Origin of the sequence: Streptomyces aquilus, assembly GCF_003955715.1 — a bacterium.
In the GTDB taxonomy this organism is placed as follows: domain Bacteria; phylum Actinomycetota; class Actinomycetes; order Streptomycetales; family Streptomycetaceae; genus Streptomyces; species Streptomyces aquilus.
Map to the genome: position 1 here is coordinate 1,948,116 of NZ_CP034463.1, position 14,398 is coordinate 1,962,513.

Below are 14,398 nucleotides of genomic sequence, written 5' to 3' on the forward strand. Positions count from 1 at the left end.
CCCGCGCCCGGCTGCGGAATTCAGGGGGACACCAGCTCTATGTGCAATCCGCGCCGAGTCCGAGTCGAGGCCACCAGAGAAGTCGTCGAGGCATGGGAACTAGCCCTGGAGCGCCGCGCCAGCGCCAGCGACTCCGTGGTCAGCGAGCTCGAGGTGCGCCATCCGTTCGGCGGCACGCTGGGGCTTGCCACCCGGCAGGTCTTCGAGGCCACGCTCACCACGGCCGACGGCTGGCGCGCCGAAGAGGGCGGCCATGTCCTGGAGTTGACGGACGGCCGGGTCCGCTACGACCCCGCCACGGGTGAACTGGTCGTGACCGCCCGCCTGGAGGACCAGGTCACCGTGGAGGGCCGCGCCGCCGAGACACTGCGCGGCTCGGTCCGCGAGCAGGCCACCGGCAGTGGTGAAGGGCGGTACTTCGCCGACGGGTTCGCCGGACGCACCCGTGAAGTGGCCGAGCGCGAGGCGCAGGTGGTCGCCGAGGCCGACGCCGTGCGCCGGGCGCGCGAGCTGGCGGGACGGCTGCGGGTGCAGGCGGACCGGGAGTCGACCACCGCGGCCGCCGCGGCCGAGGCCCGGCTCCAGCGGGCGGCCGACGACGACGCGCGGGCCCGGCTGGCCGAGGAGCGCGAGCGGGTCCGCGCCGACCTGGAGGCCCGCAACCGGGAGCGCATCACCCGGCTCGGCCAGGACGGACTGCGGGCCGTCAACGGCGTGCTGGCCACGGCCTATCAGCGGGCGCTGCTCGACTTCGCCCGGCAGCACGGCGCCACCGGCATCCGGCAGGAGGAGTCCGACGGCGGCATCGACATCGAGTTCGAGATCGACTTCGACGGGAAGATGGAGAACTGACCGATGCGGGTGCGGGTGCGGTTCCGGTTCAACACGGACACCGGAGAGGTCGAACTGTTCCAGGTGGACGACATCGGCGCCGGTGCCGGCCCCGAGCACGACGCCGAGCACGACCGGATCAGCGCCGAGCTGGGGCAGGTGCTGGCCCGCAGACCGGACGTCGAGGAGATCTCGCCGTTCGAGGAGCCACCGCTGTGGCGGCACGACCCGACACCGCAGACCCCGGCGCGCGTCCGGGACGAGGAGACCGAGGGTCCCGAGCCGGGTGAGCGGGAGACCACATGAGCCGGCGCACCCGGCTGTTGCTCAAGGCCGCGCGCTGCTACTCCGAGGCCCAGGCGCACACCGAGGCCGCCCGCTGCTACGACCTCCTCGGCTGGCAGTGGTCGGCGGCCGACGCCTACCAGCGGGCCGGCGACCTGGAGCACGCCGCGCGCACCTACCGGCAGGCCGGCCACCCGGAACAGGCGGCCCGCTGCTACCGGCTCCTCGGGCGCCCCGAACTCGCCGCCCGCTGCTGGCAGGAGCGCGGCCGCAGGCCGGAGGCCGCCTGGGAGCTGCTCCTGGCCGGTGACATCACCCCGGCCCGCCGGCTCCTGGCCGCCACCGACACCGTCGGCAACGGGCCCCAGCAGCTCCGCCTCGAACTCGCCCGCGCCCTCGCCGACCGCCTCGGCGGCGGCCCGCCCGGCCCCCTGCTGGACCTCTTCCCGCGTGTGGAGGCCCGGCTGCCGGCGCTGGCCTCGCGCACCGAACGCCGACTGACGCTGGACTGGGGCGTCGAGGCCGCGGACCGGGTCGAGCGCTTCGACTGGGGGGCACGGCTGTTCCGTGCGGCCTACGACGCCCAGGGCGGCGGTGACGTACTGGACCGCTGGCGGGAGTGGGCCGGCGAACGGCTCGGCTCCACCGCCTGGCTGCCGTCCGGGCCGCCCGTCGAGGCGGACGGCGATCGGGCGGGGGGTCCCTGACCCATGGAACGCGGCGAAAGCCCCCTGCGACGTCTCCTGAACCGCATCGCGCCGGAGGCGGCCGGCCCCACCGGCACCCCGCCCACGCCGATCGTGGCGCGTCCGGCGCCGCGCGGAGCACCGCCGCCGACCCCGCAGACCCCACCGGCCCACCCTCCGCCGCGGCCGCCCCGCCAGGCGAGCGGCGCCCACGACCACGGCGTCCGCTTCAGCGTGCGCCCGGCCCGCCCACCGGAGGAGGACCCTCCGGCACCGGCGCCGCCCGTCTCGTACACCTCCTCCCCCACCGTCGACTGGCGCGTCGCCGCCCGATTCAGCTCCCCGCACCGGGTCCTCGGCGCACTGGAGGCGCTGCACCGGGCGGGGGCGGCGGAGTGGAGCTGCCACGCGGAGCCGGGCGGCGGAGCGGTCTGGCTGCTCAGCGGGATCGGCCCGACGGTCGGCGCCGAGCTGCTGACCCTGCACGGCGGCGCCCCGCACGCGATCCTCGGCCACGGTGCGCTCGCGGGCGAACGGGGAGGCGGGCCCGACCAGTTGAGCGAGGTGCTGTCCTGGCCCGGGCTCGACCTGGTGGACCTGGTCGCCCGCGTCCCCCTCACCTCCCCCGCCCGGGCCGGCCACCGCACCCTGCTGGTGCTGACGGCCGCACAGCTGCTGTCGTCCGTCGCCCGTCAGGCGCTGGCCTTCGGTGTCGAGGTGTCGACGCTCGTCGTCCGGGCGCGCCCCTGGGACAGTCCGGACAGCCCGCAACGCGAGTTGACGGCCTTCGCGTTGTCGGCGCCGGACGCCATTCCGCACGCCCTGGTCGTGGCCCTGTCGGCGCTGCCCCGGACGGCGGTGTGCCGTCCGGTGACCGGGTGCGAACGGCTGCTGCTGGACGTACGACTGTGTCCTCCCCTTGACGACGCGCTGCTGTACTCCCGGGTGCCGGACGGCGAGTTGTGGTTGGTCGGCGACCGCGAGGAGTGGCCTCCGCTGCGGCTGGAGCCACTGGGGGCGCCCTCGCCGGTGCCGACCGAGCTGGTCGGGGTGGCGGCCGAACCCCCGCCCGCCGCCTCCGCGTTGCCGGATGCCGCGCGCGTGCCGTCGACGCAGGTGCGGGTGGTGTCCGACGCCCACGCGGACACCGCGGTCGACGCGGTCCTGCTGCACGACGACGAACTCCCCCTTCTGCGCCGGTACTTGCCGGGTCGGCCGCTCGGCGAGGCGGGGTTCCTGCTGCCGGGTCCCGGTCGCCATCTCCTCCTCGAACCGGTGGGCCTGGCCCGTGACCTCCCCTTCGGCGTACCTCTGCTCCGCATCGGCCCCGGCAGCCTGTTCCTGGAGTCCGGGCACAGCCTCACACCGCCGCTGCCACCCGCGGCCCGCGCCCATCTGTTCGGCCTCGACGGCAGCTCGGCGGTGGTCTGCTGGCACGGCGGCCGGCACCGCTTCCCGCTCGCGCCGATGGTGCCCCTGTGGACCCTGTGGGCCCCACCGGACCCGGTCGAGGTCTCCAGCGGCCTGTCCAAGGCGGGCCGCGAACTCCTCGACGCCCTGGACGCGTTGGCCACGGCGAGCGGCACCCCGCATGGACCGCTCCCGACCGCCCACCACGACCCCGCCGAGGCCCTCGAACGCGCCACCCGGCTGCGCGCCACGGGTGACCACGAGGCCGCCGCCGAGGCCTACCGCTCCGCGGGCGACCATCTGGAAGCGGCCAGACTCTTCGAACAGGCGGCACTGGAGGGGACGGAGGAGAGGTGACAACGATCCTCGACGGCAGACAGCGCCTCACCGAGCCCCGCCCGGCCGACCGGACGGACACCCCCGGCCGGGACGACGGCACATCGGCGATGACAAGCACCCACAACGGAGCAGTGAGCGCCGCCGCACCGAACCCCCAGAGGCGTCCATGACCACCCGCCCCGAGGCCGCGGCCCCTCCCGGCCCCCGGCGGCTGCTCTCGCTCAGCGGCAGTGACCCGTGTACCGGTCTCTCCCGGGACGGCACCGCGTTCGTGCATCTCACCGAGCGGGCCCTGAGCTGTCGTGACGACACCGGGCGGGTGCTGTGGTCGGCGCCCGGGCAGGGGCTGCCGGCGGCCGTGGCCTGGGGGCCGGACGGCGGGGAGGTGTTCGTGCTGCGGGCCGGGCGGGTCGAGGTCTACGACGGGGACAGCGGGGCGCCGGCCGACGACGGGTTCCCGGTGCCGGCCGGCGCGGACACGCTCACGGTGTCGCCCGACGGACTGTGGGTGGCCTGCGCCGGCGACGGGGTGCTCGTCCACCACCGGGGCACCCTCGCGTCGTCCCCGCTGCCCACGGTGGACCCGGTGGTCGCCCTGGCCTGGGATCCGCAGGGCCGCCAGCTGTGCCTGGCCACCGCCACCGCGCTCCAGCTGTGGAGCGTCTCCCCGGTCCGGATGGACTTCGCCCCCTGCACCGGCCGCACCGGCATCACCGCCCTCGCCTGGTCACCGGACCGCGACGCGCTCGCCTTCGCCGACGCGGCCGGCCTGCACCTGGTGGACCGTGCCACCGGCCGGACGCTCGCCGAGGCGCCGGTCGACCGTGCCGTCGTCGGTCTGGGGTTCAGCCGGACCGGGCGGTTCCTCGTGGTCGCCACCGACCAGGAGGTCCTGCTCGTCCTCGACCGTGCGCTGGAGCGGGTCGCGCAGTTGCCCGCGCGGGTCAGGTCGCCGCGGGACCTGAGCGTGTCGGCGACCGGACGGGTGTTGTTCACCGGCGGCGCGGGCCCGGAACTGTGGGAGCTGCCGGACACGGCGCCGTACCGCGCCGAACGCCGGGTCGGTGTGCTGCTGCGCGGCTGGGCGGCGGCGATGTGCCGCTCGGTGGGCCGGGCGCTGCCGGCGCTACGGGACCGGGCGCCCCGGATCACCGGCCGGACGCTGCTGTACGACGCGGGCGACGGCCTGTGGGCCCCGGCGATCGCCCCGTCGCGGGACGGCCGTTGGGTCCTGGAGAGCTCGACGGGCGCGATCGCCCTGCTGAGGGCACCCGGTCCGGACGACGGACGCCGCGACGTCGCCGTGGCCACGGGGCCGGGCGGCGCCCATGACCTCGAACTCTCCCCCGGCTCACCCCAGTTGCTGGCCTGTGCCTCGCGCGAGGGCCGGTCGGGGCTGACCGTCGTCGACCTGGCCGCCGGCGAGATCCGGGCCGTGCTGGAGGGCGGTCAGGGTCCCGTGTGGTGCCCGGCACCGGCCGAGGGGGCGGCGACGCTGGTCGTGCCCGAGCCGGGACCCGCGCCCACCCATCTGTTCGTGCACGTCCTGGACGCCCGCGGCACCCCGGCACAGCAGCGCGGGAGTCTGCATCTGCCGCAGGGCACGGGCCGGCCCACCTGGTCGCCGGACGGAACGCTGCTCGCGGCGGGAACCCAGGGTGCCGTCATTCTGTGGCACATGCCGCGCAGGGAGCGGGCCCGGCAACTGCCCCTGCCCTCCGGCGCGTTCGCCGCCCGCGTCGCCTGGTCGCCGGACGGCAGCCGGCTGGCCGCGACGCCGCCCGCCGGGCAGGGACCGTTGGTGGTGTGGTCGACGCTGACCTGGCGGGTACTACGGGAGTTCGGCGCGCCGGGCGGGCGCGGCTGGGCACCGGCGCTGGCCTGGTCACCGGACGGCTCGCTGCTCGCCGCGCCGGGCCCCGGTGCCGGCACCACGGTGGTCGAGGTGTGGGACGTGAGCCGGGGCACGGTGGCGATGACCTTGGACGACGGCCCGGAGCGAGGCCCGGTGTGGTCGGTGCGCTGGTCCGCCGACGGACGTCGGCTGGCCGTGACGTACAGCGGCGGCCGCACCCTCATATGGGAGGTGCGGACCTCGTCGGAGGCGACGGAGCCCGGCCCACCGCTGCCCGAATCCGCCGCGTACCTGGCCGAGTTGGGGGCCATGGCCGCCGCGGTCGACGCGGCCGTCCCGCTGGACGCGCTCGCGGACATCTCACGGCTCCTGCGCCCGGCGCCACCGCCAGGCCGGCGGCTCGTCCACCAGAGCCCGGCCGCCCGCGCCCTGCGGGACCTGGGCTGGCCGCGCTCCGCGCATCCGGCGCTCAGCGCGCTGGTGGCGTCGCGGCTGCCGGGGGACGCGCGGTACGTGCCACCGCCGGGCGTGTCCCTCCAGGAACTGCGCACCACCCTTGAGTGGGGCCTGCGGGGCAGCGGCGAACAGCCGGAGCGGCCCTCGGTCACGGCCGCCGAACTGGCCGCCGCCCTGGACCGGGTCGAACACGAACTCCTGCCGCTGCTCGCCCTGTTGGGGCCGGACGCGGTCCGCGAGGACCCGGCGCTGCCGCTGCGCCTGGCGGACGGGCCGTGGGCGTCGGCCGCGGAGGCCGCCGCCCGGCTCCCCGACCTGCCCTCCCGGCTGCCCGTGCTCCTCGGTGACGACCTCCCCGGCCCCGCCACGGCCGGTGCCCCGGCGCAGTGGGCCCGGCACGGCCCGCCGGACCGGCTGGTGCCCAGCCAAATGGCGTTGCCCGCGCCTCTGTTGAACGCGCTGTGGGCGCAGGACGCGCTGCTGTACCGCACCCGGCGCGGGCGGCTGCCGTGGACCGAGCGGGACGCGGTGCTCGTCCTCGACACGGGGGCCGCGGCCCAGGGGCAGGTGGGGAGTTGTCTGCGGCTGTGCGCGCATCTGCTGGCGGCGGCGCTGCTGGCGGCCGACCGCGCGGTGGCGCTGGTGCGCCTCGACGGCCGCGAGGCGGCCGCCCGGCTGACGTCGGCATCGGATCTGCGGCGGCTGTGGACGCCGGTGCCGCCGGAGCCCGCGGACCCGGTGCGCGCGGCGGCCCTGGCCCGTGCGGCGGCGCGCGCGCTGGCCGCCGTCGACTCGGGCGAGGCCCGCACTCTGCTGCTGACCCATGTCCACGAGCCGCCGCTGCCCGTGCCGGGCGCGCTGACCCTGCGCGTCCACTATCCACGGCATCCGGTGCCGCCGGACGGCCCGGACGCCTGGGTGCTGGCGCCGGAACCCGACGGGGACGAGCTGCGACGGGTGCTCGTGCAGATCCTGGGGAAGCTCTAGAGCTGGGCCGCCCTGGTCACCCGCACAGCATCTGCTCCACCGCGTCGGGCCCCATCTTCTCCAGCAACGCCTCCAGCATGTCCGGCCGGAAGGCGTCGCCGAGCACCTCGACGCCCTTCTCGTCCCAGCTGATGCGCAGCCGTACGAGCCGTCCCTCGGGATGGTCGTCGTACTCGGACGCCTCGATCAGGTCCGGCAGGTCCTCCACGAAGCGGTACTCGGTGCTCATGCCCCAGTCCTCTCGTCCACGGTCCAGATCCCGGCGATCGGTTCCCCGCATCCCGGGCAACTCCCGTCGCGCAGAAGGCTTTCCGTCTGCCCCCATACCCCTCGGGCCACCACCTCGACCCCGCACCCCGGGCAGCGGGTGGCGCGCCCTTCCGCACCGAGCGCCCGCTCGACGTACACGTACCGCAGCCCGGCCGCCCGCCCGATGCGTGCCGCGTCCGCGAGCCGTTCCGGGGAGGTGGGGCGCTGGTCGCGCATCCGGTACGTGGGGGTGAAGCGCAGCAGGTGCCAGGGCGTGTCCGGGCCCAGCGAGGCCACGAACTCGGCGATGCGCCCGAGCTGTCGGTCCTCGGCGCTGGTCCCGGGGATGAGCGGCGTGCTGACCTCGACCCACACCCCGGCGGCCGTCAGCAGCCGCAGTGTCTCCAGGACCGGGGCGAGCGGTGCCCCGGTGAGGCGGCGGTGGGCATCCTCGTCGGCGGCCTTGACGTCGATGTTGACGGCGTCGAGGACCGGGGCGACGCGCTCGACGGCTTCGGGGGTGAGGAAGCCGTTGCTCTTCCACACCAGCGGGATGCCCAACGGGCGGGCCCGGGCGCCGAGTTCGAGGGTGAGTTCGGCGGCGAGGGACGGCTCGGAGTAGGAGAGGGCGAGCCCACCGCCGCGCTCGGCGGCGGCCGCGACCAGCTTCTCGACGTCGGCGTCCGGTGCGGAGACGCGGCTGTCCGGGTCCCTGCCGTACTGCGAGACACGGTGGTTGACGCAGTAGTCGCAGCGGAACGAGCAGCCGGGCGGGGCCAGGGTCAGCAGCGGCAGGCCGGGGCGGAAGTGGTAGAAGGGCTTGCGTTCCACGGAGGACCAGTGCTCGACGGTCGTCCCCCAGGTCGCCGTCAGCACCCGATCGCCTTCTCTGCGCCGCACTTTGCAGGCGCCGGTGTCACCGTCGCGCAGCCGGCAGCGGAAGGGGCAGAGCGTGCACTGGAGGCCGCCGTCGACGGCACGGTAGAAGTCCGCCGGTACCCACGCGACCACCCGGTCTCCTCACCCCGTCACCCGGATTTCCACGGTACTCCGTTCCCGAGCGCCGCAGGGCGCGGAGATAATGCTCGGATGACTGAGGTCTCCCCCTTCCCCAGCGGGGCGCTCCCGCTCCACAAACCGGTCGTCGTCATCGGCGCCGGCCCCGCGGGCCTGACGGTCGGCAACATCCTGCGGGCCGTGGGCGTCGACTGCGTGGTCCTGGAGACGGAGACCCGCGCGTTCATCGAACAGCGGCCCCGCGCCGGGGTGTTGGAGGAGTGGGCGGTACGCGGCCTCGAACGGCGGGGCCTCGCCGCGAACCTGCTGGAGCGCGCGCAACGGCACGCCGAGTGCGAGTTCCGGCTCGGCGGGGAGCGGTACCGGTTCGAGTACCTGCGTCTGACGGGCCATCACCACTGGGTGTACCCGCAGCCGTTGCTGGTCACGGACCTGGTGCACGAGTACGCGGACGTCCGCGGCGGCGACATACGCTTCGGCGTCCGGGACGTACGGCTGCACGGCCTGGACTCGGACCACCCGGTCGTGGAGTACGTCGACGACCTCGGCGAGGACCGGCTGATCCCCTGCGACTTCGTGGTGGGCGCCGACGGGGCGCGCGGAGTGACCCGCGCCCTGCTCACCCCGGACCGCGCGCTCGTCTCCCGGCACGACTACGGCATCGGCTGGCTGGCGCTCCTCGCGGAGGCGCCGCCGTCCAACGACTGCGTGGTCTTCGGCATCCACCCCAACGGATTCGCCGGGCACATGGCACGCAGCCCCGAAGTCACCCGCTACTACCTGGAGTGCCCGCCCGGCGACGACCCGGACAACTGGTCGCACGACCGGGTGTGGTCGGAGCTGCGACAGCGTCTGGGCGCGAACGGCGCTCCGCCCCTCGCCGAGGGCCGCCTCATCGAGAAGCGCGTCCTGGACATGCACAACTACGTGGTCGAACCCATGGTGTTCGGCCGTCTCTTCCTCGCGGGCGACGCGGCCCATCTCACCGCGCCCATCGCCGCGAAGGGCATGAACCTCGCCCTGCACGACGCCTTCCTGCTGGGCGACGCGCTCGTCGCCCAGCTCACCAAGGGCGACTCCACCGGCCTGACCGGCTACTCGCAGGCGTGTCTGGGCCGCGTCTGGGACTACCAGGAGTTCTCCCAGTGGCTGTCGGAGATCTACCACGGCACGTCGTCCGGCGACCCCTATCTCGCGGGCACCACCCAGGCCCGCCTGCGCCGGCTCTTCAGCTCACCGGCGGCGGGCCTCGCGTTCGCCGAGCAGTACCTGGGCAAGGACCCGGAGTACTGAGCCTCGTTCCCTAGTCGTGCACCGGCCGGTCGCTGAGCCGGTGGTCGGCCACGTTCAGCGCCTCGTCGACCAGGCGGCGCAGATGCCCGTCGCGCAGCGAGTAGATCACCCGGCGCCCCTCCTTCCGCGTGTTCACCAGCCCCGCCAGCCGCAGCCGCGCCAGATGCTGACTGACCGCGGGCCGGGCCGCCCCACACGCCTCCGTGAGGGTCGTGACGTCCGCCTCGCCGCCCGCGAGGGCGTGCAGCAGGGCCAGACGGGTGCGGTCGCCGAGGAGCGCGAGCACTTCGGCGGCGAGGGCGAACTGCTCGTCGCCCGGGGTTCGCGGGTGCGCATGATGCGCAGTTGATAGGTGCATGCGTGCGCTCATACGCACATAATGGCGGTGTGGGCGGCCGACGTCCACCGCACGCACCGGAAGGGGCCTCACGTGAGCGACCAGCACCACCACGAACACGGCCACAGTCATGGCCACTCCCTCCGCCACCGCCTCCAGCACCTCCTCACCCCCCACTCCCACGAGACCGCCGACAAGCTCGACCCGGCGCTGGAGTCCTCGGCACGCGGCATGCGCGCCCTGTGGGTGTCCCTCGTGGTCCTCGGCGTGACGGCGCTGGTGCAGGCCGTGGTGGTGGCCGTGTCGGGTTCGGTCGCGCTGCTCGGCGACACCGTGCACAACACGGCGGACGCGCTGACCGCCGTACCGCTCGGGATCGCGTTCGTGCTGGGCAGGCGTGCGGCGACCCGTCGCTTCACCTACGGCTACGGGCGGGCCGAGGATCTCGCGGGCATCGCGATCGTGCTGACGATCGCCGCGTCGGCCGCCTTCGCGGGGTGGACCGCGATCGAGCGGCTCCTCGATCCGCGTCCCGTGCAGCACGTCCCGGCGGTCGCGGTCGCCGCGCTCGTGGGGTTCGCGGGCAACGAGTGGGTGGCCCGCTACCGCATCCGCGTCGGCCGGGACATCGGCTCAGCGGCGCTGGTCGCCGACGGACTGCACGCCCGCACCGACGGGTTCACCTCACTCGCGGTGCTGCTCGGCGCCGGCGGTTCGGCGCTGGGCTGGCAACTCGCCGACCCGCTCGTGGGGTTGGCGATCACGGCGGCCATCGGGCTCGTGCTGCGGGACGCGGCGCGCGAGGTGTTCCGGCGGGTGATGGACGCCGTGGATCCGGCCCTGGTGGACCGGGCGGAGCGGGCCCTGCTGGAGGTCGAAGGGGTCGGCGGGGTGGGCGAGTTGCGGCTGCGCTGGATCGGGCACCGGCTGCGCGCCGAGGTCGCCGTGGTCGTGGACGGCGACGCGACGGTACGGCAGGCGCACGCCATCGCCGTCGACGCAGAACACGCCCTGCTGCACGCCGTACCGCGCCTCACCGCCGCCCTGGTACACGCCGACCCGGCGCCGCTCCCGGGCGAGACCGACCCGCACCTCACCCTCGCCCACCACACGGCGGCCTGAACTCAGACGCCCAGCCCGTCCAGCACCACCGCGCCCGGCAGCTCCGCGAACGCCTTGCCCGGCACGAGGAGTTTGCCGCGCCGGCGTCCGCTGCCGACCAGGACGTAGGGCAGGTCGACGACGGCCGAGTCCACCAACAGCGGCCAGTCGGCGGGGAGTCCGACCGGCGTGATGCCGCCGTACTCCATGCCGGTCTCCCCCGTGGCCAAGTCCATCGAGGCGAACGAGGCCTTGCGGGCACCGAGTTGGCGGCGTACGACACCGTTGACGTCGACCCGGGTGGTGGACAGCACGACACACGCGGCGAGCGTGGACTCGCCGCCGCGCTTGCCCGCCACCACGACACAGTTCGCGGACCGCCCCAGCAGCTCCTGCCCGTAGTGCTCCACGAAGACGGCCGTGTCGGCCCACTGGGGGTCGGTGTCCACGTAGACGATCTGCTCGGCGGGCACGCTGCCGCTCCAGCGGCGCACCGCGTCCGCGACCGGTGCGGTCAGTTCGTCGAGGCAGTCGGGGGCAGGTGCGGCGTGGTCGAAGTGTCCGATGGGTGCGTCCATGACCGCACGCTAACAGCCGTACGGCGGTGGCCCGCCGGGCGTCTCAGGTCGCGGGCGGGACCGAGATGGCCAGCACGAACAGCGTCGGTTCGGTGCCCTGATTGCCGTAGGTGTGCGCGGCGTTGGCGTCGAAGGTGACGCTGGAGCCGGCCGGGACCCGGTGCTCGGCGCCGTCGACCGTGAGGGTCAGCTCCCCGGCGGTGACATGGCCGATCTCGACGGTGCCGACCGGGTGCGGATCGGAGGAGCTGCTCTCCCCCGGCATCAGCTTCCACTCCCACATCTCCAGCGGGCCGGGCGCCTCCGTGCCCGCCAGCAGCCGGCTGTAGCTGCCCGCGTCGGTGTGCCAGAGCCGCACCACCTGCTCGGGCGGGACGATCCGCACCTTGGGGCCCTGTTCGTAGTCGAGCAGGGTGGTGACGCTGACGCCGAGCGCGTCGCCGATCTTCACCACCGTCCCGATGCTGGGGTTGGTACGGGCCTGTTCGATCTGGATCAGCATGCCGCGGCTGACCCCGGCACGGGCGGCGAGCACGTCCAGGGTGAAGCCGCGCTCGGTCCGCCAGCGCTTGACGTTGCGCGCCAGGGACTGGGTCAGCAGGTCGAGGTCCGACACTTCACGTCCAATATTCTGTATGACAGCGTGCAAGTTAATGAACTACGGTGGGGTGCACCGAATCGTTCATCGAACTGTACTGCGAGGCGCTCCCGTGACAGCACTCTTCGCCCTGGCCACGAGCCTGTTGTGGGGCCTGGCCGACTTCGGCGGCGGACTGCTGACCCGGCGCACCCCGGCCCTGACGGTGGTCGTCGTCTCGCAGGCGATCGCGACGGCCGTGCTCGGCGCGGTCGTGGTCGCCCTGGGCGGCTGGAGCGAGGCAGGCCCGCGCCTGTGGTTCGCGTTCGCCGCGGGGCTGGTCGGACCGGTCGCGATGATCTGCTTCTACAAGGCGCTCGCGCTCGGCCCGATGGGCGTCGTCTCCCCGCTCGGCACCCTCAGCGTCGCGGTCCCGGTCGGCGTGGGCCTCGTCCTCGGCGAGCGCCCCGGCCCGATGCAGTTCGCGGGCATCGCGGTCGCGGTCCTCGGCGTCGTCCTCGCGGGCGGCCCGCAGCTCAAAGGCGCCCCGGTACAGCGCGAGGCGATCGTCCTCACCCTCATCGCCGCCCTGGGCTTCGGCATGGTGTTCGCGCTGATCGCGGAGGCGTCGACGAACGTCACGGGCCTGTTCCTCGCGCTCTTCGTCCAGCGCGTCACGAACGTCGCGGTGGGCGGCGCGGCCCTGTACGCCTCCGTGCGCAGGGGGAACCCGGCGCTCCCGGCGACCGGCTTCCCCTGGTCGTCCCTGCCGACGCTGGCCTTCGTCGGCCTGGCCGATGTCGCGGCGAACGGCACCTACGCGGTCGCGGCCCGCCTCGGGCCGGTCACGGTGGCCGCCGTCCTCGCGTCGCTCTACCCGGTGGTGACGGCCCTGGCCGCACGCGGCTTCCTCAGCGAACGCCTGAAGGCGATCCAGGCAGCGGGCGCGGGCCTGGCCCTGGTGGGCACCCTGCTCCTGGCGACCGGCTGACTCAGTCGAGCTCGGCGAGCTTCGCGGCGGTCTCCTCGTCCAGCCCCGCGAGAGCGTTCAGCTGCTCGGGCGTGATCCCCTCGGGTATCGGCACCGGCGCCGGGGTCCGCAGCGGCGGCTGCCACCCCTCCTCGGCGGTCCAGCGCCGTACGACCCGCGCGGGCGCCCCCGCCACCACGGCATGGTCGGGCACTACACCCCGCACCACCGCACCGGCGGCGACGACCACGTTCCGTCCGATCCGCGCACCCGGCAGGATCACGGCACCGGTCCCGATCCAGCACCCCGGCCCGATCTCCACCGGCTCCATGCGCGGCCACTGCTTGCCGATGGGCTCGTGCGGATCGTCGTAGGAGTGGTTCGTCGACGTCACATAGACGTACGGCCCGAAGTAGCAGTCGCTGCCGATGGTGACGGTCGTGTCGGCGATGACGTGGCTGCCGCGGCCCAGCACCACGCCGTCCCCGATGCGCAGGATCGGGTCGGGACCGAGATCCAGGTCGGGCATCAGCCCGGCCGTCAGGGTCACCTGCTCGCCGACGATGCAGTGCGACCCGATGTGGATCCAGGGCTCCCCGAACACCGTGCCCAGCGGGAAGGCGAGTCTGGTACTCGTTCCCATCGCGCCGAAGCGGAAGCGGCCCGGCTGCTCGGCGGTCACGGAGCCCGTGCGCTGCACCCAGGCCCAGCCGGCATGGACGGCGCGCTGCGCCACGCGGCGCGGCCAGGATGAGAACGTGTTCTTGCGCTTCAGCACCCGCTCACGGTACTGAGGGGACGGCCCCCGTATGAGATCGGGGGCTTGTGATCTTCGCCCTACCGGGTGGCGTACGGTGCGGAGGTACCGAGGACGGCCAGGAGGAGCGAGGCGATGACGCACAAGGCGTTGATCACGGGCATCGGCGGCAGGGAACCGAAGATCGACCAGGAGGCCTTCGTGGCCCCCAACGCGACGGTGATCGGGGACGTGACCCTCGCGGCGGGGTCGAGCGTCTGGTACGGGGCGGTGGTCCGCGGCGACGTCGAGAGCATCTCCGTCGGGGCCCAGAGCAACATCCAGGACAACTGCACGCTGCATGCGGACGCGGGCTTCCCCGTCACCATCGGCGAGCGGGTCTCCGTGGGCCACAACGCCGTCGTCCACGGCGCGATGGTGGGCGACGACTGCCTGATCGGCATGGGTGCGACGGTCCTGAACGGCGCGGTGATCGGCGCGGGCTCGCTGGTGGCGGCCCAGGCACTGGTGCCGCAGGGGATGCAGGTGCCGCCGGGTTCACTGGTGGCGGGCGTACCGGCGAAGGTGCGGCGTGAGCTGACGGAGGAGGAGCGGCAGGGAGTGACGCTGAACGGCACGCTCTACGCGGACCTCGCCAAGGCTCACGGCGAGGTGCACGGGACGCCGTGAA

15 protein-coding genes are annotated in these 14,398 nt (G+C 74.4%); 9 read left to right on the forward strand and 6 right to left on the reverse strand.

Annotated features, from left to right (window positions below; all coding sequences use genetic code 11):
* Positions 1-39: 39 nt before the first annotated feature.
* The 5 genes from EJC51_RS08965 (at position 40) to EJC51_RS08985 (ending at position 6,849) form a co-directional block, all read left to right on the forward strand.
* Positions 40-852 carry a hypothetical protein gene (locus EJC51_RS08965; RefSeq protein WP_126270582.1) on the forward strand — a complete coding sequence of 271 codons (813 nt, stop codon included), beginning with the start codon at positions 40-42 and terminating at the stop codon, positions 850-852.
* Positions 853-855: 3 nt separating this feature from the next.
* Complete coding sequence (locus tag EJC51_RS08970) at positions 856-1,137, forward strand: hypothetical protein (protein WP_126270583.1); 282 nt, start codon at positions 856-858, stop codon at positions 1,135-1,137.
* Positions 1,134-1,823 (forward strand): soluble NSF attachment family protein, encoded by a 690-nt coding sequence (locus tag EJC51_RS08975; protein WP_126270584.1) that lies wholly within the window; start codon positions 1,134-1,136, stop codon positions 1,821-1,823. Before EJC51_RS08970 ends, EJC51_RS08975 begins: the two co-directional genes overlap by 4 nt.
* A gap of 3 nt (positions 1,824-1,826) precedes the next feature.
* Positions 1,827-3,569, forward strand: a complete 1,743-nt coding sequence (locus EJC51_RS08980; protein WP_126270585.1) for a hypothetical protein — start codon at positions 1,827-1,829, stop codon at positions 3,567-3,569.
* Positions 3,570-3,717: 148 nt separating this feature from the next.
* The gene (locus EJC51_RS08985; protein ID WP_126270586.1) at positions 3,718-6,849 is read left to right on the forward strand and encodes a hypothetical protein; all 3,132 of its coding nucleotides are present in this window, start codon (positions 3,718-3,720) and stop codon (positions 6,847-6,849) included.
* A gap of 16 nt (positions 6,850-6,865) precedes the next feature.
* Here the strand turns inward: EJC51_RS08985 and EJC51_RS08990 are convergent, their stop codons facing one another.
* Together EJC51_RS08990 and amrS are read right to left on the reverse strand one after the other, a co-directional pair.
* A complete protein-coding gene (locus EJC51_RS08990) occupies positions 6,866-7,078 on the reverse strand; it encodes a radical SAM-modified peptide, FtsH ternary system-associated (protein ID WP_126270587.1) in 213 nt (70 codons plus the stop codon).
* Positions 7,075-8,109 (reverse strand): AmmeMemoRadiSam system radical SAM enzyme, encoded by a 1,035-nt coding sequence (gene amrS, locus EJC51_RS08995; protein ID WP_126270588.1) that lies wholly within the window; start codon positions 8,107-8,109, stop codon positions 7,075-7,077. The genes EJC51_RS08990 and amrS overlap by 4 nt, the downstream gene beginning before the upstream one ends.
* Before the next feature lie 78 nt (positions 8,110-8,187).
* On the opposite strand from amrS, the gene EJC51_RS09000 reads away from it, so the two are divergent.
* Positions 8,188-9,408 carry a 4-hydroxybenzoate 3-monooxygenase gene (locus tag EJC51_RS09000; protein WP_126270589.1) on the forward strand — a complete coding sequence of 407 codons (1,221 nt, stop codon included), beginning with the start codon at positions 8,188-8,190 and terminating at the stop codon, positions 9,406-9,408.
* 10 nt (positions 9,409-9,418) lie between these two features.
* On the opposite strand, the gene EJC51_RS09005 is transcribed toward EJC51_RS09000, so the two are convergent.
* A complete protein-coding gene (locus tag EJC51_RS09005; protein ID WP_165951413.1) occupies positions 9,419-9,778 on the reverse strand; it encodes an ArsR/SmtB family transcription factor in 360 nt (119 codons plus the stop codon).
* A 9-nt stretch (positions 9,779-9,787) separates the two neighbouring features.
* On the opposite strand from EJC51_RS09005, the gene EJC51_RS09010 reads away from it, so the two are divergent.
* Positions 9,788-10,867, forward strand: coding sequence for a cation diffusion facilitator family transporter (locus EJC51_RS09010; protein ID WP_425276784.1), 1,080 nt, complete (start codon positions 9,788-9,790; stop codon positions 10,865-10,867).
* Positions 10,868-10,869: 2 nt separating this feature from the next.
* Here EJC51_RS09010 and EJC51_RS09015 read toward each other — a convergent pair whose 3' ends face one another.
* Both EJC51_RS09015 and EJC51_RS09020 read right to left on the reverse strand, forming a co-directional pair.
* Positions 10,870-11,424, reverse strand: a complete 555-nt coding sequence (locus EJC51_RS09015) for a YbaK/EbsC family protein (protein WP_126270591.1) — start codon at positions 11,422-11,424, stop codon at positions 10,870-10,872.
* 43 nt (positions 11,425-11,467) lie between these two features.
* On the reverse strand, positions 11,468-12,040 hold the full coding sequence (locus tag EJC51_RS09020) for a helix-turn-helix domain-containing protein (protein WP_097261180.1): 573 nt from the start codon (positions 12,038-12,040) through the stop codon (positions 11,468-11,470).
* A gap of 94 nt (positions 12,041-12,134) precedes the next feature.
* On the opposite strand from EJC51_RS09020, the gene EJC51_RS09025 reads away from it, so the two are divergent.
* Entirely contained in the window at positions 12,135-12,992 is an 858-nt protein-coding gene (locus tag EJC51_RS09025; RefSeq protein ID WP_126270592.1) for a DMT family transporter, read from the forward strand.
* A gap of 1 nt (position 12,993) precedes the next feature.
* Here EJC51_RS09025 and EJC51_RS09030 read toward each other — a convergent pair whose 3' ends face one another.
* Positions 12,994-13,749 carry an acyltransferase gene (locus tag EJC51_RS09030; RefSeq protein ID WP_126270593.1) on the reverse strand — a complete coding sequence of 252 codons (756 nt, stop codon included), beginning with the start codon at positions 13,747-13,749 and terminating at the stop codon, positions 12,994-12,996.
* 114 nt (positions 13,750-13,863) lie between these two features.
* Here EJC51_RS09030 and EJC51_RS09035 point away from each other — a divergent pair, with 114 nt between their 5' ends.
* On the forward strand, positions 13,864-14,397 hold the full coding sequence (locus EJC51_RS09035) for a gamma carbonic anhydrase family protein (protein WP_126270594.1): 534 nt from the start codon (positions 13,864-13,866) through the stop codon (positions 14,395-14,397).
* Position 14,398: the final 1 nt, after the last annotated feature.

Bases quoted from the DNA above. Each gene is read 5' to 3' on its own strand.
- EJC51_RS08965 (WP_126270582.1), top strand. From the start codon at position 40: ATGTGCAATCCGCGCCGAGTCCGAGTCGAGGCCACCAGAGAAGTCGTC.
- EJC51_RS08970 (WP_126270583.1), top strand. From the start codon at position 856: ATGCGGGTGCGGGTGCGGTTCCGGTTCAACACGGACACCGGAGAGGTC.
- EJC51_RS08975 (WP_126270584.1), top strand. From the start codon at position 1,134: ATGAGCCGGCGCACCCGGCTGTTGCTCAAGGCCGCGCGCTGCTACTCC.
- EJC51_RS08980 (WP_126270585.1), top strand. From the start codon at position 1,827: ATGGAACGCGGCGAAAGCCCCCTGCGACGTCTCCTGAACCGCATCGCG.
- EJC51_RS08985 (WP_126270586.1), top strand. From the start codon at position 3,718: ATGACCACCCGCCCCGAGGCCGCGGCCCCTCCCGGCCCCCGGCGGCTG.
- EJC51_RS08990 (WP_126270587.1), bottom strand. From the start codon at position 7,078: ATGAGCACCGAGTACCGCTTCGTGGAGGACCTGCCGGACCTGATCGAG.
- EJC51_RS09000 (WP_126270589.1), top strand. From the start codon at position 8,188: ATGACTGAGGTCTCCCCCTTCCCCAGCGGGGCGCTCCCGCTCCACAAA.
- EJC51_RS09005 (WP_165951413.1), bottom strand. From the start codon at position 9,778: ATGAGCGCACGCATGCACCTATCAACTGCGCATCATGCGCACCCGCGA.
- EJC51_RS09010 (WP_425276784.1), top strand. From the start codon at position 9,788: ATGGCGGTGTGGGCGGCCGACGTCCACCGCACGCACCGGAAGGGGCCT.
- EJC51_RS09015 (WP_126270591.1), bottom strand. From the start codon at position 11,424: ATGGACGCACCCATCGGACACTTCGACCACGCCGCACCTGCCCCCGAC.
- EJC51_RS09035 (WP_126270594.1), top strand. From the start codon at position 13,864: ATGACGCACAAGGCGTTGATCACGGGCATCGGCGGCAGGGAACCGAAG.